This is a genomic window from Pseudomonas sp. ML2-2023-3, assembly GCF_037055275.1.
Lineage (GTDB): Bacteria > Pseudomonadota > Gammaproteobacteria > Pseudomonadales > Pseudomonadaceae > Aquipseudomonas.
Window position 1 is genome coordinate 3985979 of sequence record NZ_CP146343.1, and the last position, 19573, is coordinate 4005551.

Here is a 19573-nt window from a genome sequence, read left to right on the forward strand (position 1 = left end):
GGCCTAACCAGGAATTCACAAAATGGATACAAGTCGTTTCTTTCAGTCAGTGCAGCTGGGCCCTTATGTGCTCAACAACCGTATAGTTCTGCCACCCTTGACCCGCTCGCGCAGCACACAGCCAGGGAATATTGCGAACCCATTGATGGCCACCTATTACCAGCAACGCGCTGGGGCGGGCTTTATGGTGACAGAAGGCACCCAGATCGAACCCCGTGGCCAAGGTTATGCCTGGACGCCAGGCATTCATAGCCAAGAACAAATCGAAGGTTGGCGCAACGTCACCGATGCTGTGCATGCCGCTGGCAGCATCATTTTCGCCCAGCTCTGGCACGTTGGCCGGGTATCGCACATCTCGCTGCAGCCTAATGGTGCCGCGCCAGTAGCGCCTTCGGGTATTGCTGCGAACAACGTCAAAGTATTTATTGAAACCGGTCCAGGTGCAGGTACTTTAGCCGAGCCTTCGGTACCTCGCGCATTGGCCAATGCCGAGGTAAAAGAACTGGTGCAGCTGTACGCGCAGGCCGCGCGCAATGCATTGAGTGCAGGCTTTGATGGTGTGGAAATTCACTGCGCCAACGGTTATCTGGTCAACCAGTTCATCTCCGCCCACAGCAACCAGCGCGACGATGAATATGGCGGTTCGCTGCACAACCGTTTGCGCTTCCTGCGCGAGATTATCCAGGCCGTATCCGAAGTTGTCGGTGCTGACCGCCTAGGCGTGCGTTTCGCGCCGTTGTTTGAAAGTACAGCAGAGGACAGGGTCTATTTGGGCCTTGTCGAAGAAGACCCACACAGCACCTACATCGAGGCCATCAAGGTGCTCGAAGAGGCCGGCATCGCCTACCTGTCGATTGCCGAGGCCGACTGGGACAATGCCCCGGTGCTTCCCGAAGGCTTCCGCCGCGAAATCAGGCAGGTATTTAGCGGGCGCATCATCTACGCCGGCCGCTACACCGCACAACGCGGCGCGGAAACCTTGGAGGCTGGCCTGGGCGACTTGATTGCCTTTGGTCGCCCGTTCATTGCCAACCCCGATTTGCCGCAGCGCATTGCCAATGGCTGGCCGCTCAACCCGGTCGACCCAAGCAGCATGTACGGCGGCACGGAAAAGGGGTACAGCGATTACCCGACCTACGCCGAGTAAATCCGCTCCACCGGCCGTCACGGCTTAACCCTGACGGCCGTATTCTTCAGGCACAATAAAAGCGGTCGCCACCTCGCTAGCGACTTCGCTGTAGCGCAGAATTACTTACGCCGTCATGCCGCGTCTGGATAATGGAGCCTTACTCGCGAGACACACCTGATTGCCACTCAACACCTTGCCTACCCGTCCACACTCAGCGCTGCGGAGATAAATAACCTGGCAAACCATGAGGGACATCTCAACATGACAGAACTGCACAGCTACCCGGAGTGTGTCGGTTTAGTACTCGCCGCCGGTTACGGACAACGCTTTGGCAGCGACAAACGCCTGGCCAAGCTGGCCGACGGTAACAACCTACTGGTGGCAACATTGCTGCGGGCGCAAGAAGCCTTCAGTGATGTTCGGATCGTATTGAAGGCTGAAGACGATGCGCAGGCCCTGGCTATTCCGCCGTACATTCAGGTGGTTCGTGCGGCACAGGCCAAACAGGGGATGGGCTCAAGCCTAGCGGCAGGTATTAAGAGTCTTGCACACTCTCAGGCCGACGCGGTGGCGGTGCTGCTCGGGGATATGCCGTGGGTTTCTCTCGCAACGCTGCTGCAGCTGCGCGCGCATGCGCACGCTGAACATATTGTTGTCGCTTACTGCGATGGCCAGCGCGGACACCCGGTGTTGTTCGGCCGGCGCTTTTGGCCGGAGCTGATGCAACTGCAAGGGGAGAATGGGGCCAAGGGTTTAATAGCCACCCATGCGCAGCATGTGATTGAAGTGACGTTCAATGACAGCGGCATTCTGCAAGACGTCGACAAGCCCGCTGACCTCAGCCACCCAGCGACTTCATAATCAGCGCGCTGCCGGTAAACGCTGCGTCCTGTTTGTCCCCCAGCGCTTGGCTGAGCAAACCGGCCAGCTGCGGGTGCGCCTGTTCACTCGGCAGCTCCAACAGTTCACCCATATAATGTCCGCGATTCGAGGACAGGCATCCGTATAACCAGCCTGTAGACGACAAACGCAGGCGGCTACAGCTACGGCAAAATGGCACGCTTTCGTTGGCAATAATGCCAAATGCCCCACTCTCGCCAACGCTATAACGCAGCGCGGTGGAGTCTACTGGTGCCTCAGCCTGGGTGAATTCATAACGCTCACCGATAAGCTCCAGCAGCTCGCGCTGGCCGACGAACTGTGTGCAGAAAGCCTCTGCATGCTGGGCCAAATGGCCCATCCGCATAAGTTCGATAAAGCGCAATTCGTATCCCTGCTCCAAACAGAACCCCAGCATGGGCATAACTTGGTCTAGGTTGCTGCCTCGCATCGGGACCATGTTGATCTTGATGATCATGCCGGCTCGGCGCGCCTGCTCGATCCCGCTCAGCACAGTTTGCAGGTCGCCGCCCTTGGCGATCTTGCGGAAGGCGCTCGGGTCAAGCGTATCAAGGGAAACATTGAGCCTCCGGATACCCGCGCTGCGCAATAACTGCAGCTTGCCCGCCAATAACTGGCCATTGGTGGTCAGGCTAATGTCCTGCAACCCCAATACGCCTATCCCCCGGAGAAAGGGCTCCAGCCTGTCGCTCAGCAGCGGCTCGCCGCCGGTAATGCGCAGCTCCTCAACACCGGCAACATCCCTGAGCAACTCAACGGCCCGCAGCATCGACGCGGCCGTCAATTCATCCCGCGCCGCCACTAACCGACGGCCATCGGCCACACAGTAGGTGCAGGCGTAATTGCAGGCAGCGGTCAGGCTCAGGCGCAGTTTGCGGAAACGCCGGCCATGTCGATCAACAATCACCCGACAACGCCCGCGTGGGAATCAGTGGAGGGTTCGATGTTCTCCGCCAGCGTTTCAAGCACATAAACCTGACGATCGCTCAGCAGCTCGTCAAGCGCTTTGGCCATGACCGTGTAATGCGACATCTGCCGATGGCGCGCTATCGCCTCGTGGCTGGCCCAGCGCTCGACGAAGACAAAACGCCCGGCCTGCTCAATGCAACGACTCAGGACGTAAGACAGGCAACCGTCTTCGGCGCGCAAGACCCGCTCAACCTCCGAGGTTTTACCTTCCTTGGCTGTCAATATCGCTACAACACTTATGGTTTCACTCATGCTGATAGGTTCCTCGCTTTATAAATCGTCAACGCTGCACGGCGAAATGCCGACAACCCTCTGCAACAACATCCGTTTCATCCCGGCCAACCACCACAGGATCGCTGTCATGGATGCTCGCAGACCTGAAGCGCAGGCTGCCGCCACTGCGGCCATTGAGCACCGCCTGAATTTCCGCGAGCATGGCCATGGCTACGCTTTCCGGAGTGTCACCGCCCAGGTCCAAGCCAATCGGGTAATGCAAATAATCAAGCCCCGGCAGCTCGTCCTGTGGTTTAGCCAAATGCTCGTGGATGCCGGCTAACAGGCGCTCGGTGCGCTCGCGCGGGCCTAACTGGCCGACATAGCAGGGTTCACTGTGCAGCACACCCTGCAACCAATGCGCGTCTTGCACCAGGCTATGGGTCATCACCGCCACCGCGGCCCCACGCACATATTCGCGGTAGGCGAAAGGCTGTTCGACATCGCCAACCAGCACCTGATCAGCGTCGGCAAAGCGCTCGACTCGGGCGAAGTGCGCCCGCCCGTCGATCACCGTGACATGCCAGCCTAACAGTTTGGCCATGCGCACCAGCGGCTGGGCATCGTGGCCCGCACCGAATATCACCAGACGCAGCACAGGCGGTATGTACTCCAGGAGCACGTCCATCTCGTCAGAACCATTCGGGTAGAGACAGCGGGATGACTTGCCGCGTACCAGGGTTTGTTGCAAATCCGAGCTGATCTGCTCAGCCAACACCGAGTGCCGCAGCTCACCCGCGGCGCGCTGCCCGGGCACTAAGAACAAGCGCTCGCCTAACCGTGGCGAAACACCCGCTGGACTGGCAATCACTGTGGCAATGGCCGCCGGTTGATGGGTATCGCGCACGCTGAGCAAGGCATCGACCAACGCGCACGGGCCGCTGGCCGGTAGACGCTCGAACAGCACGTGAACCTTACCGTTGCAGCCCAGGCCGAAGCTCAGCGCTTCCTCGCTGGCTTCATCCGCTTCAGCGGTGCTGTAACTACGCAACGTCGGCCCGGTTTCGGTCAGCCACCAAGCTTTTTTAGCCACTTCCGCCTCCAGGCAGCCACCACTGATGGTGCCCTCAGGCCTGCCGAAACGCGAAACCAGCATGCGCGCCCCCGGCCGCCGATACGCAGAGCCTTCGACCCTTACCACAGTCGCAAGCACCGCCTCGCGGCCAGCCTCGCGCTCCGCCAAGAGTGCGTCCAACAGTGCATTCAGGCCCGACATTACATACCTCCACTCAATGCAGGGACTCAGTCCGTCGCTTGGCCACAGCCGGTGCCGATACCTGCGCACCACTATCCCCAAAGCGCTGCAGGATGAAGCTGCTCAGCGCAGCCAATTCTTGGTCGGTGTAAATGCGCCCGAACGACGGCATGCGCCGGTTTACTTGGGCGTCGGCCGAGCCATGCCCGCTCAACAGGACGCCGAGCAAGTTGCTTGCGGTAGGGTCGTTGACTGTCTTCAAACCTAGCAGCATAGCCGTTTGGCTCTGACTGCCAGTGCCGTTCCAGAGGTGGCAACTGGCGCAAGCTCCAGCGAACAACTTATTGCCGAGTGGATTGCCACTGCCCTGCTCCGCAAGCGCTGCCTGCTGCGGACGAGCCACACCTTCGCTGCGCGCGGGTGAGTCTTTGAGGAACACGGCGATCGCGTGACGGTCGGCGTCGGTCAGATAGCGCAAACTGTGCTCGACTACTTCGGTCATAGGCCCAGCGGACAAACCCAAGCCTGGCGCTGCCCCGTCTTTCAAGTAGTTGGCCAGTACGTCTGTGGGCCAGGCACCGATGCCATGCACCGGGTCAGCGCTGATGTTGTAAGCATTCCAACCCTGGATAAGGTTGCCGGCCAGCGAACGATCGTTACTGACCGCCTGGAACAAGTTACGCGGCGAATGACATTCACCGCAGTGCCCGGGCCCTTCTACTAGATACTGGCCGCGATTGCGCTCGGCAGAGTACTGGCTGTCCGCTTGGAATGGTTCATCGTTAAGGAAGAGGGAATTCCAAAGAACCATGCCCCGACGCTGGTTGAACGGGAAGCCAATTTGGTTTTCGCGCGGTGCCTGCTCGACAGGTTCTAGGCTGTCGAGATAGGTCTTGATGGCGAGGATGTCATCTCGAGACATTTTGCTGTAGGAAGTATAGGGAAACGCCGGGTAGTAGTGTTTTCCATCACGGCCCACGCCGGTCTGCAACGCGCTTACAAACTCTTCATTCGTCCATGCGCCGATGCCTGTTTGCGTGTCCGGGGTGATGTTGGGCGAAAACAGCGAGCCGAACGGTAGCTTAAACTCGACGCCACCTGCGAACGGTTTACCACCTGACACGGTATGGCAAGCCACGCAGTTGGCGGCGCGCGTCAAGTATTCGCCTTTAGCGAGGGAATCCTCTTGTGCATTGGCCGCTTGCGCCAGTAAAGCCCCGCTGGCGAACATCAGTAGGCTTCTTATTAATTTCATCAGTAGCTCCTTAAACCGGGTAATAGCCGAAACGGCTAAGCGGCAAACGACGTATACGCTGGCCCGATGCTGCGTAAAGGGCGTTGACCAAGGCTGGGCCGATCAACGCAGTACCGGCCTCGCCAACGCCACCCGGCGTTTCCAGACTCGCAAGCAAATGCACCTCCACCGCAGGCGCTTCGTTGATACGTAGCTGTCGGTAGTTGTGGAAGTTGGTCTGTTGCACCTGACCGTTTTCGATCAGGATTTCGTTGAACAGCGAAGCGGAAAGGCCGAACAAGGTGCCGCCCTCGATCTGTGCCTTAACCGACGTCGGGTTAGTTGCAAAACCGCAATCGACCACGCTGACCAGGCGCTTGATGCGCACGCCAAAGTCGCCCTGCATCTCCAGTTCAACCAAAGTGGCCACATAGCTACCGAACACCGCACTGACCGCCACACCTCGACCCTGTCCGGGTGGCAAAGGCTTATTCCAGTCAGTCTTCTCAGCCAACAAACGCAGCACTGCCTGGGCGCGTGGTTGTTCAGCCATCAGCTCCAAGCGGTAGGCCACTGGGTCGGCTTTTGCGTTGTGCGCCAGTTCATCAATGAAGCACTCATGGGCATAGGTGCCGCGAAGCGGGCCCACGCCTCGCCACCACGACACAGGCACGACGCTAGGCTCCTGGCGGATATAACGAACCTGCAAATGCGGCAAGCTATAGATAGGGTCCACCGCAACTTCAACGGCATCGGCATCCACGCCGTTGGGTGGCAAGCTGCCGGCATAGCGGGCGAGAATTGAGGCGCCGGCAATGCGATGTTCCCATCCTAGCGGACGCCCCTTGTCGTCGAGGGCGGCTTTCATACGATCGGCATACAGCGGCCGATAGAGGTCGTGGGTCATGTCCTCCTCACGGCTCCAGATCAGCTTGATCGGGTAATCAACCAGCCGCGCGATGGCCACCGCTTGAGTGATGAAGTCAAACTCCAAACGCCGGCCAAATGCCCCTCCGATCAGTTGGTTATGCACCTGGATTTTTTCAACTGGCAACCCGGTGACTTTGGCTGCTGTCTGTTGAGCGAAAACTGGCACTTGGGTGCCGACCCACAGCTCGCAGCCATCTTTGCGCACATGGGCCACGCAGCTCATGGGCTCAAGCGGCGAATGCGACAACAGCGCTTGCTCGTAAACAGCTTCGAACTGGCTGGCCGCTTGTAGCTTGGCTTGTTCAATGTCGCCGGTGCGTTTAGCGACCACGCCATCACGGCTACTGGCCGCGAGTAGTTCTTGGTCCAGATGCGTAGAACCAATAGAGGCATTCGGCCCAAAGTCCCACTCGATTTTCAGCGCTTTGATGGCTTGCTGACAGGCCCAGAAGTGACTCCCGGTAACAGCCACGGCATTGTCCAATCGCACGATGTCGCGAACCCCTGGCACTCGCCGTGCCGCAGCATCATCAACCGTACGCAATCGCCCGCCATACACAGGACAGGTGATGGTGGAGGCAACCAGCATGCCGGGGATTTGTAGGTCGATGGTAAAACGCGCCTTACCATTGACCTTCGCGGGCGTGTCCAGGCGCTGCGCGGGGGTGCCCAACAGCTTGAATTGCTCGGGGGTTTTCAAGGGTACGTCAGTGGGTAATGGCAGCGTATCCGCGGCCTCGACCAGTTCGCCGTATTTAGCCTGAAAGCCACCAGGGCCAAACACTTGGCCGTTCTGCGCATGGCACAGGCTCGGCGCTACATGCCATTGCAGCGCTGCAGCCTGGATCAACAGGACACGCGCCGTGGCGCCCGCCCGACGCAGCGGCTCCCAGGTGTAGCGGGTAGAAGTCGAGCCACCGGTGGCCTGAAACTGCAGCAAGGTGTCGGTATACAGCGCCGAGTTTGGTGGCGCCTCTTGAATAACGACCTGATCGAGGCCTACTTCAAGCTCCTCCGCCACCATCATGGCAATACCGGTCTGTGCGCCTTGGCCCATTTCAATTTTTGGCGAGATCACCGTGACCACGCCATCGTGGCCAATCCGAACAAAGGCTCCGTAACCCTCAGCGGAGCGATCACCCAGCCGGCCTGCGGCAGCCGCCTCGGCGGCTGCACTCTTGGACACTAAGGGCGGTAGCCAGGTACTCAACACCAAGCCGCCGAGGGCGATGCCGCTGCCCTGCAGGAGGCGACGACGAGACATATGAACATTCATTTCGTTAGGCTTTTTCATCTCACGCCTCCTCTACACGGCCAACACTGTGAATGGCCGTGCGAATGCGGGTGTAAGTGGCGCAGCGACAAAGATTACCCGCCATGGCCGCATCAATCGCCTGGTCATCGGGCGTCGGCTGGCTATTCAGAAGAGCAGTTGCTGCCATGATCTGTCCTGACTGGCAGTAACCGCACTGCACCACCTCATGCGCTAGCCAGGCCTGCTGCACGGCTTTGCCCACGGCCGTCTCACCGATGGCCTCAATGGTGGTGATTGAGCGACCTGCCACAGCCGAAATAGGAGTCACACACGAACGGATCGGCTGGCCGTCGAGATGCACGGTGCACACCCCACACTGAGCAATGCCACAGCCGTATTTTGTCCCTGTCAGGCCGAGCACATCGCGCAAGACCCACAGCAGAGGCATATCCGCTGCAACGTCAACCTGCTGCGACTGTCCGTTGATGATTAACGTTTGCATGGTCTTTCCTCTGCCTAATTGGGTTAATGCCGACAACTGTAGTCATCGCTTTTTAATGTGTTAATGGCACGTGACGCTGACTGAAACAGTCCACGTACTCACTGATTAATTCGCCTCAAACGAGAAACCAGCCACCCTGCCAGCGGAAAGGAGATGATCTGAGTGAAAGGCACCAAAACCACCACCTCCACCAAGACCATCAGCGGAAAGCTCAGATCATGGGTCAGCGGCCCCAATAAACTCAGTACCAATAATAGCGTTGGGTATAGCCCCAGACAGCCCACCAAAATTCGCCAACCTAAATCTTTACTGCGTGTAGTCATAAAGCTCTCTGCAGCCAGTGCTGCGTCCATTGGACTGGAATATATAAATAAAAAAGCCCTACCACTCAGGAACGTGAAGTGGCAGAGCAAAAATTATGTCAGCACAACAATAGGCATTCAGTGGTCACTGACGCGAACTACTAATTTGCCAAAATTTCTACCTTCTAGTAGCCCAATAAAGGCATTGGGCGCCTCTTCCAAACCACTCACCAATTCCTCGCGATACTTGATCCGCCCCTGCGCCAACCAGCTCGACATTTCGTTAAAGAACTCGTCGTAACGGTGCGCATAATCATCAAAAATAATAAAGCCTTGGACATTGATGCGTTTGCGCAGAATGGCACCCATCAAAGATGGCAAACGATCTGGCCCCATGGGTAAATCGGTATCGTTGTAATGCGCAATAATGCCGCAGACCGGCACACGGGCTTTGGCGTTTAACAGCGGTAGAACCGCAGCGAAAACCTTGCCACCGACGTTTTCGAAATAGACATCGATACCCGCAGGGCAGGCCTTGGCCAGTTGCTCGGGGAAGTCCGGCGCACGGTGATCTATGCAGGTATCAAAACCCAGCACCTCGACGGCATGCCGGCATTTGTCCGCCCCGCCTGCTACTCCGACCACATGACAGCCTTTGATCTTGCCGATCTGCCCCACAGTCGCTCCCACCGGACCGGTAGCCGCCGCAACCACTAGCGTTTCACCAGTCTGGGGACGGCCAATGTCAAGCAAGCCCATGTAAGCGGTAAAGCCAGGCATACCTAATATGCCTAAGGCATAAGACGGATGAGTCGGCGAATTACCCAAAGGAGTCAGGTCGCTGCCATCGGACAGGGCATAGTCTTGCCAGCCACTGAAGGACAGCACCCAGTCACCGACTTTGTAGGCCGGATTTTTCGAAGCTAGCACACGGCAGACAGTACCACCCACCATGACCCCACCGATTTCCACCGGAGGAGCATAGGACGGTGCATCACTCATGCGGCCGCGCATGTAAGGGTCGAGCGACAGATAAACGGTACGCAACAGCACCTGGCCTTCTGCAGGTTGAGGAATGGGGCTTTGTTCAATGCGAAAATTCGCTTCGACAGGCGCACCGTGCGGACGCGACGCCAGAACAACGCGACGATTCACTTGCTTTGACTGGGGCATGTTCAAATTCCAGGGCTGGTGTTGGAGAAATGGTTAGGGGTGCCACAAATTAATTAGACCAGTCTGCTACAAATATGATAGAGAACACCCACCTACGGGTGGGAAATCTCATCATCAGGCTTGATTAAACGCCAGCATGGCCAAGGTCGTAGCTTTGGCGTTTTCCAGCGACCGACTATTACGGTGGAGTTTGCTCAGCAGGCTGGCTCCGAGCCAAAGCTGGTAAAGGGCTGTCGCTGTTCGGTAAGCATCACCTTGCGGTAACGAGCCGTCGCGCTGCCCCTGCTCGATACAGCCAGCGATACGTTCAATTATTTGATCTGATCCATCACGCAGCGTAATGCGCATTGACTCGGACAAGTCCGCCACCTCGGCGCTCAGCTTCACGACCAGACACTTCTGCTCATCGCAGGGCTCGCAATAGCTATCAAGCCACTTCTGCCAATAGCCCATGAGCCGCTCGCGGGCAGTATTGCCCCTTACCGCGAAACGCTCGTCCATGTTCGCCAAATAAGTGCGGAAGTAATCCTCCAGCAAGGACTGGCCGTATTGCTCCTTGGACTTGAAGTAATGGTAGAACGAGCCTTTCGGCACGCTGGCCGCCTGCAAAATCTCGTTAAGTCCCACACCCGTAAAGCCCTTAACCACCATCATGCGATGGCCGGTGTCGAGTAAATGTTGGCGCGTATCATCGTAAGTCTGCTTCATTGCGGAAGATTACCAAAAAATTAGACCAGTCGTCTACTTTGAATGTCAATGCTCTACTATAGCAACACTGCCAATCCGCCACCCACCTCATGCGGCATCGAAAAGCTCGATTCAGCTAAATCTAGACGCGCCTGCCACCCTCCGGCGCTTACAGCAGCCAATCAAGCCTTAACGTAAATCGCACCATAGGGAGTCCAATCCGTAGGCAAAATATGCAGCGCTGAGCCTAATTAAGCAGTAGTAGACCGGTTGACTAGTAACCGAGTAGCATGCGAGCCACCGTCTAATGACCACACCATCAGCACTGCGCCTAATGGGCCAGCGCACACCCCGTCGGAGTTAAAATGATGATAAAACTTCACCACCTGAATGCTTCACGCTCGATTCGTATCCTCTGGCTACTGGAGGAAATAGGCCAGCCTTATGAGTTGATCAAATACCAGCGCGATGAAAAAACCCATTTAGCCCCCGCTTCACTCAAGGCCATGCACCCACTCGGCAAATCGCCGGTTATTGAGTTAGATGGCAAGGTTATTGCTGAGTCGGGTGCGATGATGGAAATTCTGCTAAGGAAATCCTGAAAAAGACTTCCTGATTTGGCAAAATCCCCGGACACCAATCGCCGAGCTTTTCAATGAAGCAGATGACCTTCGCCGATGCCGAGTACGCCGGTAAGCGCAAGCAGACCCGCAAGGAATTGTTCCTGATCGAGATGGATCGTGTCGTACCCTGGAAGGGTTTGATTGCCCTGATCGAGCCTCATTACCCGAAGGGCGAAGGTGGTCGTCCTGCCTATCCTTTGATGGCGATGCTGCGGGTTCATCTCATGCAGAACTGGTTCGGTTACAGCGATCCTGCGATGGAGGAAGCTCTGTACGAGACGACGATCTTGCGCCAGTTTTCCGGTCTGAGCCTGGAGCGGATCCCAGATGAAACTACCATCCTCAACTTCCGTCGCCTGCTGGAAAAGCACGAGTTGGCCGCTGGTATTCTCGGCGTGATCAATGGCTATCTGGGCGACCGTGGCTTGTCACTGCGACAAGGCACCATCGTCGATGCCACGCTGATTCATGCGCCCAGTTCGACCAAGAACAAGGACGGCAAACGCGACCCGGAAATGCACCAGACAAAGAAAGGTAACCAGTATTACTTCGGTGCCAAAGCTCACATTGGTGTCGACGATGAGTCAGGGCTGGTGCACAGCGTGGTGGTCACTGCGGCCAACGTCGCGGATATAACCCAAGTCGACAAATTGCTACACGGTGCTGAGAACGTGGTCTGCGCCGATGCAGGCTATACCGGTGTCGAGAAGCGCGAAGAGCATGCGGGACGCCACGTCATCTGGCAGATTGCAGCCCGGCGCAGTACCTACAAAAAACACGGTAAACGCAGCGCGTTGTACAAAGCGATGCGCAAGATCGAGAAAGCCAAGGCCCAGTTTCGCGCCAAGGTTGAGCATCCATTTCGGGTGATCAAGCGCCAGTTTGGTTATACGAAAGTGCGCTTCCGAGGCTTGGTGAAGAACACTGCTCAGATGGTGACGCTGTTCGCCCTGTCAAACCTGTGGATGGCGCGTCGATATTTGCTCTCCAGCGTAGGAGAGGTGCGTCCGTAATGAGTGAAATAGCTGCTGCGAGGCGCGTGCAGCGGCAAAAATGGATGGAATAGGCGGCAGACTTGATCGATTTTGAACGGCTGCCGTTTTTTGAAAGCGCCTATGGCTCAGCAGTCGAAAAATAGCGGCCTACTTCAGACCATCCCTAAGGAAGCTCCGATCAACTTGCCGCAACCGCGCAGTAAGTTGAAAATCCCGCTGAATTTGGCGCTATTGACCGCGAAATATCCCGTACGCGCCACCTTGGCGAGCTTGTCAGCCCATTTCTCCGTGTTACGTGCGTAATTAGCCCATACCCATCAGCTTTTTTCGAGCCATCCATAAATTGGACAAGGCAAACAGCGTGGTCAATTGAGCGGTGTTTTTCATCAGGCCGCGAAAGCGCACTTTCACATAACCGAACTGACGTTTGATCACCCGAAATGGGTGTTCGACCTTGGCCCGTGTCTGGGCCTTGAGGTACTCGATTTTGCGCTTGGCTTTGTACAGCACGCTGCGCTTGCTCAGCTTGGAATAGGTGCTGCGTCGCGCGGCGATTTGCCAAACCACTTCACGGTTTTCATGCTCTTCGCGCTTCTCGACACCGGTGTAACCAGCATCAGCGTAGACCGCGTTTTCCTCGCCGTGCAGCAGTTCGGCAACCTGAGTGACATCGGCTACATTCGCCGCGGTGCCGTGAACGTGGTGAACCAGCCCCGACTCAACGTCGGCACCAATATGGGCCTTCATTCCGAAGAAATATTGATTGCCTTTCTTCGTCTGATGCATCTCTGGATCGCGTTTACCGTGCTCGTTTTTAGTCGAACTGGGCGCGTGGATAATCGTCGCATCGACGATGGTGCCCTGGCGCAGCGAGAGGCCTTTCTCCTGCAAATAACCGTTGATGACCGCCAGGATCGCCGGCGCCAACTTATGATTCTCCAGCAGGTGTCGGAAGTTCATGATCGTGGTGTCTTCAGGGATCGGCGCGCTCAGGGTCAAGTGCGCAAACTGGCGCATGGGCGTGATTTCATACAGCGCTTCTTCCATGGCAGGATCGCTCAGCGAGAACCAGTTTTGCAGCAAGTGAATGCGCAGCATGGTTTCCAGCGGATACGGTTTTCGGCCACCACCAGCCTTCGGATAATACGGCTCGATCAACGCCAGTAAACCGCTCCAGGGCACGACCTGATCCATCTCGGCGAGGAACCGTTCGCGGCGTGTTTGCTTGCGCTTGCCCGCGTATTCGAAATCGGAAAAGCTCATCTGGCTCATGACGCACTCGGGGCAGGTGGTGAGGCTGTATTTCAGCATACTTGGAGACTTGTTCGGAGTTTCCCTAAAGCGATTTGCGCCTCACTTAGCGCCTGATGAAGATTCAGCTGAGTACATCGATTACCTAACATGGATTCACTTTTCAGAAAGCTCAGCAATGCTGCCATTTTTGTTGAAGGTATTTAACGAATTTGAAATTAAATCTGGAACTGATCTCAAGTTTCTCGAAGATTACGCCGGAGCGGAATTTGATAAAGTTTTTTCATATTTAGACGACTATCTAAAGGGTAGGAGATTCTTAGTCGAAGATCGACTCACAGGAGCAGACTTCATGCTGGGGTTTGTCGTGAAAGGCGCACTCAATTGGCTAAAACCTGGGAGCAAATTACATATTGAGCGCTATGTTCGCAACCTTGAAAATCAGAATAGCTATATACGCGCACTGAGAATCGACGCAAACTGAATCGCTCCTAGTACGGTCCACTTTTAGTACGCTTCTCACTATCGCCACCGACCTTTGTTGGTCGGAAGCGGAGCATCAGAGCCGCGCCCTTGCTGCACTGATGCTGCTCTGATTTACCATAAACCCCTTCACGCCCTGGGCTTCGGCAAAGCGTCCCACGGCGGTCAAACTGGCCCAGGTGCGCAGCGCTTCGCGCCGCGAGCGGATCGGCAGCCAGCGTGATCCGGCGCCGCCCAGGCGAATCCCCAAACCCCATTTTTCGCCGTGCCGGCTGACCAGCACCTCACGCACCGCGCCGCCCTCGAGCATGGCCCGTAGCGCGTCTTCGTGAATGCCTTCCCTCATGCCGGCCCCACACTGGATGGGCCGCCCAAAGTGGCGGCGTCAGAGAGGAACGTCTCTACCTCCGTGCTTAGCAACGCTTTGGCGTGGATCAAGCCCATCATCCATATACCCAGACGCGTGACACTACCGCTGTGCTGCGCGGCAATTGCGTCCAGGTGATCGAATAAATCCTCGATTAGAGTCGCGGTGGATAGGGTCATGACTTCAGTACGTAACGCCACAACAATGCGTCCGGCCAAGTCCGCGCAGCCTGGCGACACGTTACGGAGGCACTCCAAACGCAGACGGTAAGGATTAGTGATGGTTAATGGCATTACAGCGTTTCCTATCGGGGAAGGGACGACCTGTGGATTAACCACTCGCACTATGACTGATGGACCAGTCTATAGGGTTGTGGCGTCCAGCCGACGCAAAAAAGCCCACCGCAGTGGGCCTGTTTGTGGGGGGCGATTGAACGAAAACGCCGTTATGATCAGTCCACTCAGCCATACCCCGCGCGTGCATCGACGAGGTAATCCAGCGCGTCGGCCTTACGCTCAGCCGAGCAATAGGCATGCTTGACCAGCGTCTCACAGAAGCCAGCGTCAGCGTTGACCAAGGCGCGCAGCAGGCTTGAGCACAAGAGAACTTCATCGTCGTAATTGTCCTGCAGCTGCTGATACTGGGCTTTCAACTCGGCAATGCGCGCTTGAAGTTGCTCAGGGGTTTTCTCGGTCTGGGTCATGTCGTGGGGTCTTTTCTGTTCGTCAACAGACCACGCTCGGTAATGAACAGTGTCTCCGGCGCCATGCTCCATGCCTCACTTTCTTGAAGGGGAGTTTTGAGCATAGACAAAGATGATGCATAGCGTTTCTGAATGCTTGCTTGTCAGAAATCCCATGCACAAGGTGGGTCAGAGCTCATCAATTGGTGCTGTTCTCTTAAATTGATATGAGTCATGTCGCGTCAAAGTTAGACAAAACTAAGGTTTATTCGAACTGTTGCAGAGTGGCGTATGGTGAGTGTATAGGCACATAAACACCTTTCGACGAGAAAATCATGAAAACCACTCGCTGGAACGTCGCTGTCTCCACCGACACTGACCAATCGCTTCGCATGTTTCTAGCCAGCCAAGGCGGTGGACATAAGGGCGATCTGTCGCGCTTCATCGAAGAAACGGTGCGGGCACACATCCTTGTACTGAGCGCCGAACAGGCCAAGGCCGCTAACGCCCCTCTGAATGAGGCAGAACTGACCGAAGCAGTTGATCAAGCGCTCCACTGGGCACGTAGGCGCTGATGCGGGTCGTGTTGGATACCAACATCTTGTTCAGCGCGCTGATTTCACCGCATGGCGCGTCCGATGCGATCTACCAGGCTTGGCGGGCGGCACGTTTCGAGGTAGTGACCTCACGGGCACAGCTCGATGAAATTCGTCGCGCCAGTCGTTACCCCAAGCTTCAGGCTATCCTGCAGCTTGCCAACGTGGGTGCCATGATCAATAACCTGCAACGGGCGATGGTACTGGAGCGGTCTGCACCGAGGTACTGTGATCGATGCCGGTTGACTTTCTGACTCAAGAGCAACGCGACGGCTTTGGTCGCTATGTCGATCCTCCTAGCCGCGAAGAGCTGGAACGCTATTTTCACCTGAGCGATGACGACCACAAAGCCCTCCTGCCGCTGCGCGGCGAACACAACCGCCTCGGCTACGCCACGCAACTGACCAGCGTCCGCTACCTGGGCACCTTCCCTGAAGACTTTTCAGCCGTTCCGGATGAGGTGCTGCAAGCGCTCAGTCGTCAGCTCGGCATCAATGATCCGACTTGCATCCTGGCCTATGCTGAAACCCGTCAGCGTCAACGTCAACGTCAACGTCAACGTCATGCCGGCGAGATTCAGGAGCGTTATGGCTATCAAGTGTTTGCTGACTCCAGCGTCGGCTTTCGACTTGCTCGCTGGCTATATACGCTCTGCTGGACAGGGACAGATCGTCCTGGTGAGCTGTTCAATCGGGCGACGACCTGGTTGCTGACGCACAAGGTTTTACTGCCTGGCGTAACCGTACTGGAGCGGTTTATCGCGCAACTGCGCAGTCGGGTCGAAGAACGCCTCTGGCTCACCTTGAGCCGCAGCGTGACCGATGAACAGAGACAGCACCTGCAAGAATTACTGGTAGTAGTCGAAGGTAACCGCTACTCCCGCCTGGATCAATTGCGCTTCGGCCCGGTGATGATCAGTGGGCCTGCACTGATCCGAGCGCTGCGGCGGCTCGATGACGTGCGTGGCATCGGCATCACCTTGCCCGCAGCGGCGCATATCCCGCCCAGCCGAATCGCGGCCCTGGCACGCTTTGCCAACACGGCCAAGGTCACAGCGATCAACCGGCTGCCGGCATCGCGGCGGATGGCAACGTTGGTGGCGTTTGCGCTTTGTCTGGAGGCGACTGCGCATGACGACGCCCTGGAAGTTCTGGAAGCTTTACTGCGCGACCTGTTCAGCAACGCAGAGAGGGCCGACAAGAAAGCTCGGTTGCGTAGCCTAAAAGACCTGGATCGCTCGGCAGCAACGCTCGCCGCCGCCTGCAAGGTGGTGTTGGATAGCTCAATTAGCGATGACAACGTCCGCGCCCGGCTGTTCAACGAACTGCCACGTATCACTCTGGAGAAAGCCCTCGAAGAGGTCACCGCGTTGATCCGTCCGGCCAACGATGTGTATTACCTCGCCCTGGAGGAGCGCTACCGCAGCGTGCGCCGTTTCCTCCCCGACCTATTGAAGCATATTCGCTTTGGCTTCAGTCCAGCTGGCAAGGGTGTGGCGGCTAGTCTGGACTGGTTGCAACTGAACCTACCTCGTAGAAAACCGGAAGACGATGCTCCACAGGAGATCGTGGCCAAGGCTTGGCAGCAGCACATCACCCGCGAAGATGGCTCCCTCGACATGGGTGCCTATGTATTCTGTACGCTTGATGCACTGCGCACTGCCCTACGTCGTCGCGATGTCTTTGTTTCACCCAGTTGGCGCTATGTCGACCCGCGTATCGGTCTGCTCGATGGCGCTGAATGGCTGACGGCACGACCGATCATCTGCCGCTCGCTGGGCCTGACCATCGATGCCAAAACCACCTTGGACGCCTTGTCTGTCGAGCTGGATGCAACGTGGCAGGCAGTCGCTGCCCGCTTGCCCGAAAACCCTGCCATCCAGTTGAGCGAGAGCGCTGATGGTAAAACTGAGCTGTCCCTCGGAGCGCTGGACAAGCTGGAGGAACCGAACTCGCTACTGCAACTGCGTGCGGCCGTGGCCGACTTGATGCCGCGTGTCGATCTACCAGAAATCCTGTTGGAAATCGCCGCCCGCACCGGCTTTGCTGAAGCCTTCACCCATGTGTCCGAACGCAATGCGCGGGCCGATAACCTAGTGACAAGCCTGTGTGCCGTACTCCTGGGGGGAGCCTGCAACACCGGCCTGGAGCCACTGATACGCAATGATAACCAAGCGCTGCGCCGTGACCGACTGTCCTGGGTCAGCCAGAACTATCTCCGCGACGACACCCTGTCAGCAGCCAATGCCATTCTGGTGTCTGCGCAAAGCCAACTGGAGCTGGCTCAGGTCTGGGGCGGCGGCGAGGTGGCCTCCGCCGATGGCATGCGTTTCGTCGTACCGGTGCGCACCGTGCATGCCGGTCCCAACCCGAAGTATTTCGGTACCGGACGGGGAGTCACCTGGTACAACTTGATTTCCGATCAGTTCTCCGGCCTGAACGCCATCACGGTGCCTGGCACCTTGCGCGACAGCCTGGTATTGCTAGCGGTCGTGCTGGAACAACAGACCGAATTGCAGCCAACACAAATCATGACCGATACCGGTGCCTACAGCGATGTGGTGTTCGGGTTGTTCCGCCTGCTCGGTTATCACTTCTGCCCGCGCCTAGCCGATGTCGGCGGTACCCGCTTCTGGCGCACGAGCCCAGACGCGGATTATGGCAAGCTCAACGGACTGGCACGCCAGTCGGTAAAAATCGACCTGATCGCCGAGCACTGGGATGACCTGCTGCGTCTCGCCGGGTCGCTCAAGCTCGGTCGGGTACCGGCGACCGGCATCATGCGCACGTTGCAAATGGGGGATCGTCCGACCCGTCTGGCCCAGGCATTGGCAGAGTTCGGACGGATCGAGAAAACTCTGCACACGCTGACCTACATTGATGACGAATCCAAGCGTCGTGCCACCCTGACCCAGCTGAATCGCGGCGAAGGCCGGCACAGCCTGGCCCGTGCCGTGTTCCATGGCAAACGCGGCGAGCTTCGCCAGCGCTACCGCGAAGGTCAGGAGGACCAACTCGGCGCCTTGGGCCTGGTGGTAAATATCATCGTGCTGTGGAACACCCTCTACATGACCGCCGCCGTGGAACGGCTAAGGCAGCACGGCTACCCGGTGCAGGAGGAGGATCTGGCTCGGCTGTCGCCGCTGATCTATGAGCACATCAACATGCTGGGTCGGTACTCCTTCGCGGTACCGGAAGAGGTTGCTCGAGGTGAGCTGAGACCGCTGCGCAATCCAGACGACGATCAGTGACATCTCTTCGGTGAAAGGTCGCCTCCAGGACATCCGAGCTTAAGTGCACTTTCTGTTCCGTTGCTCCCCAAACCCCATGTTGACGGTGACGAGGCCGTCATGATCGATGCGATACCAGAGGGTCGGCTCGAAGTTCTGGCTGGCGATGGCTTCGGCGGGATCGAGAAGCCCAAGGCCGGAACAGGAAAACGCCAGGGTGAAGCCCGCGCTCGTGGCGCCGATCAGGAAGCCACGGCGTGAGATCGCAACCCCTTGGCCACCCGCCTCCTGCGGGTCATTCACGAACTTATTCATGGGTTGTGCCTTCATGGACTGTGCCGCTTCTCAACTCTGCCGCGGCGAGCTTGATCGCCTGGCGGATGCGTACATAGGCCATGCAGCGGCACAGGCTACCGTTCATGACGGCGTCGATGTCTTGGTCGCTCGGATCAGGGAAGTCCTTGAGCAGCGTGGCCGCCTGCATGATCTGACCCGACTGGCAGTAACCGCATTGGGGCGCCTGCGTCGCGATCCAGGCTTTCTGCAGCGGGTGTTGGCCTTTGGGATCGAGCCCCTCGATAGTCGTGACCCGCGCATTAGCCACGGCGCCCAGCGGGGTGATGCAGGAGCGGATGGCGCGGCCATCGATGTGCAGGGTACAGGCCCCGCACAGGCCGATCCCGCAGCCGAATTTGGTGCCGGTCAGGCCGAGGTCGTCACGGATCACCCAAAGCAGCGGGGTATCGTCGGCCACCTCGACCGAGACGTCCCGACCATTGAGTTCGAATCTGGTCATGA

At 57.4% G+C, this 19573-nt stretch carries 20 protein-coding genes and 2 pseudogenes; 8 read left to right on the forward strand and 14 right to left on the reverse strand.

The annotated features are described in order from the left end of the window. Nucleotides 1-22: 22 nt before the first annotated feature. Nucleotides 23-1147, forward strand: a complete 1125-nt coding sequence (locus V6P94_RS18240) for an alkene reductase (RefSeq protein WP_338648030.1) — start codon at nucleotides 23-25, stop codon at nucleotides 1145-1147. A gap of 243 nt (nucleotides 1148-1390) precedes the next feature. Then, a complete protein-coding gene (locus V6P94_RS18245; protein ID WP_102605456.1) occupies nucleotides 1391-1990 on the forward strand; it encodes an NTP transferase domain-containing protein in 600 nt (199 codons plus the stop codon). Here the strand turns inward: V6P94_RS18245 and V6P94_RS18250 are convergent. The 9 genes from V6P94_RS18250 to V6P94_RS18290 all read right to left on the reverse strand — a co-directional run bounded on the left by V6P94_RS18250 (nucleotide 1968) and on the right by V6P94_RS18290 (nucleotide 10570). Next, nucleotides 1968-2936 carry a GTP 3',8-cyclase MoaA gene (locus tag V6P94_RS18250; protein ID WP_095030933.1) on the reverse strand — a complete coding sequence of 323 codons (969 nt, stop codon included), beginning with the start codon at nucleotides 2934-2936 and terminating at the stop codon, nucleotides 1968-1970. The two genes, V6P94_RS18245 and V6P94_RS18250, sit on opposite strands and share 23 nt — an antisense overlap. Then, nucleotides 2933-3250, reverse strand: a complete 318-nt coding sequence (locus tag V6P94_RS18255) for a putative quinol monooxygenase (protein ID WP_338648038.1) — start codon at nucleotides 3248-3250, stop codon at nucleotides 2933-2935. The genes V6P94_RS18250 and V6P94_RS18255 overlap by 4 nt, the downstream gene beginning before the upstream one ends. A gap of 28 nt (nucleotides 3251-3278) precedes the next feature. Beyond that, the gene (locus V6P94_RS18260) at nucleotides 3279-4487 is read right to left on the reverse strand and encodes an XdhC family protein (protein WP_095030931.1); all 1209 of its coding nucleotides are present in this window, start codon (nucleotides 4485-4487) and stop codon (nucleotides 3279-3281) included. 13 nt (nucleotides 4488-4500) lie between these two features. Beyond that, nucleotides 4501-5721, reverse strand: coding sequence for a cytochrome c (locus V6P94_RS18265; protein WP_338648043.1), 1221 nt, complete (start codon nucleotides 5719-5721; stop codon nucleotides 4501-4503). 10 nt (nucleotides 5722-5731) lie between these two features. Continuing rightward, nucleotides 5732-7924 carry a molybdopterin cofactor-binding domain-containing protein gene (locus V6P94_RS18270; RefSeq protein WP_338648046.1) on the reverse strand — a complete coding sequence of 731 codons (2193 nt, stop codon included), beginning with the start codon at nucleotides 7922-7924 and terminating at the stop codon, nucleotides 5732-5734. Nucleotide 7925: 1 nt separating this feature from the next. Beyond that, a complete protein-coding gene (locus V6P94_RS18275; protein ID WP_095030928.1) occupies nucleotides 7926-8387 on the reverse strand; it encodes a (2Fe-2S)-binding protein in 462 nt (153 codons plus the stop codon). Nucleotides 8388-8485: 98 nt separating this feature from the next. After that, the gene (locus tag V6P94_RS18280) at nucleotides 8486-8710 is read right to left on the reverse strand and encodes a hypothetical protein (protein WP_095030952.1); all 225 of its coding nucleotides are present in this window, start codon (nucleotides 8708-8710) and stop codon (nucleotides 8486-8488) included. Nucleotides 8711-8827: 117 nt separating this feature from the next. Next, complete coding sequence (locus V6P94_RS18285; protein WP_095030927.1) at nucleotides 8828-9862, reverse strand: NADP-dependent oxidoreductase; 1035 nt, start codon at nucleotides 9860-9862, stop codon at nucleotides 8828-8830. Nucleotides 9863-9976: 114 nt separating this feature from the next. After that, nucleotides 9977-10570 carry a TetR/AcrR family transcriptional regulator gene (locus V6P94_RS18290; protein WP_095030926.1) on the reverse strand — a complete coding sequence of 198 codons (594 nt, stop codon included), beginning with the start codon at nucleotides 10568-10570 and terminating at the stop codon, nucleotides 9977-9979. Between the two features lie 347 nt (nucleotides 10571-10917). Here V6P94_RS18290 and V6P94_RS18295 point away from each other — a divergent pair. Continuing rightward, nucleotides 10918-11145, forward strand: a pseudogene (locus V6P94_RS18295) (glutathione S-transferase N-terminal domain-containing protein); the annotation flags it as partial. A gap of 59 nt (nucleotides 11146-11204) precedes the next feature. Further along, nucleotides 11205-12185 (forward strand): IS5 family transposase, encoded by a 981-nt coding sequence (locus V6P94_RS18300; protein ID WP_083333486.1) that lies wholly within the window; start codon nucleotides 11205-11207, stop codon nucleotides 12183-12185. 285 nt (nucleotides 12186-12470) lie between these two features. Here V6P94_RS18300 and V6P94_RS18305 read toward each other — a convergent pair whose 3' ends face one another. After that, a complete protein-coding gene (locus V6P94_RS18305) occupies nucleotides 12471-13439 on the reverse strand; it encodes an IS5 family transposase (RefSeq protein ID WP_095025422.1) in 969 nt (322 codons plus the stop codon). 49 nt (nucleotides 13440-13488) lie between these two features. Between V6P94_RS18305 and V6P94_RS18310 the strand changes: the two genes are divergently transcribed. Next, nucleotides 13489-13902: a glutathione binding-like protein gene (locus V6P94_RS18310; protein WP_338648067.1), complete on the forward strand. Its 414-nt coding sequence runs from the start codon at nucleotides 13489-13491 to the stop codon at nucleotides 13900-13902. 75 nt (nucleotides 13903-13977) lie between these two features. Here the strand turns inward: V6P94_RS18310 and V6P94_RS18315 are convergent, their stop codons facing one another. Continuing rightward, nucleotides 13978-14247 carry a hypothetical protein gene (locus V6P94_RS18315; protein WP_322144349.1) on the reverse strand — a complete coding sequence of 90 codons (270 nt, stop codon included), beginning with the start codon at nucleotides 14245-14247 and terminating at the stop codon, nucleotides 13978-13980. Nucleotides 14248-14728: 481 nt separating this feature from the next. Further along, nucleotides 14729-14971: a hypothetical protein gene (locus V6P94_RS18320; RefSeq protein WP_322144348.1), complete on the reverse strand. Its 243-nt coding sequence runs from the start codon at nucleotides 14969-14971 to the stop codon at nucleotides 14729-14731. Nucleotides 14972-15285: 314 nt separating this feature from the next. Here V6P94_RS18320 and V6P94_RS18325 point away from each other — a divergent pair, with 314 nt between their 5' ends. The 3 genes and pseudogenes from V6P94_RS18325 (at nucleotide 15286) to V6P94_RS18335 (ending at nucleotide 18796) form a co-directional block, all read left to right on the forward strand. Next, the gene (locus V6P94_RS18325; protein ID WP_102605451.1) at nucleotides 15286-15525 is read left to right on the forward strand and encodes a ribbon-helix-helix domain-containing protein; all 240 of its coding nucleotides are present in this window, start codon (nucleotides 15286-15288) and stop codon (nucleotides 15523-15525) included. Further along, nucleotides 15525-15758: pseudogene (locus V6P94_RS18330) on the forward strand (putative toxin-antitoxin system toxin component, PIN family); the annotation flags it as partial. The gene V6P94_RS18325 and the pseudogene V6P94_RS18330, both read left to right, overlap by 1 nt. Before the next feature lie 23 nt (nucleotides 15759-15781). Beyond that, on the forward strand, nucleotides 15782-18796 hold the full coding sequence (locus tag V6P94_RS18335; protein WP_338648072.1) for a Tn3 family transposase: 3015 nt from the start codon (nucleotides 15782-15784) through the stop codon (nucleotides 18794-18796). 39 nt (nucleotides 18797-18835) lie between these two features. Here the strand turns inward: V6P94_RS18335 and V6P94_RS18340 are convergent, their stop codons facing one another. Both V6P94_RS18340 and V6P94_RS18345 read right to left on the reverse strand, forming a co-directional pair. After that, nucleotides 18836-19090: a hypothetical protein gene (locus V6P94_RS18340; RefSeq protein ID WP_338648074.1), complete on the reverse strand. Its 255-nt coding sequence runs from the start codon at nucleotides 19088-19090 to the stop codon at nucleotides 18836-18838. Further along, the gene (locus V6P94_RS18345; RefSeq protein WP_338648076.1) at nucleotides 19083-19571 is read right to left on the reverse strand and encodes a (2Fe-2S)-binding protein; all 489 of its coding nucleotides are present in this window, start codon (nucleotides 19569-19571) and stop codon (nucleotides 19083-19085) included. The genes V6P94_RS18340 and V6P94_RS18345 overlap by 8 nt, the downstream gene beginning before the upstream one ends. Nucleotides 19572-19573 lie beyond the last annotated feature (2 nt).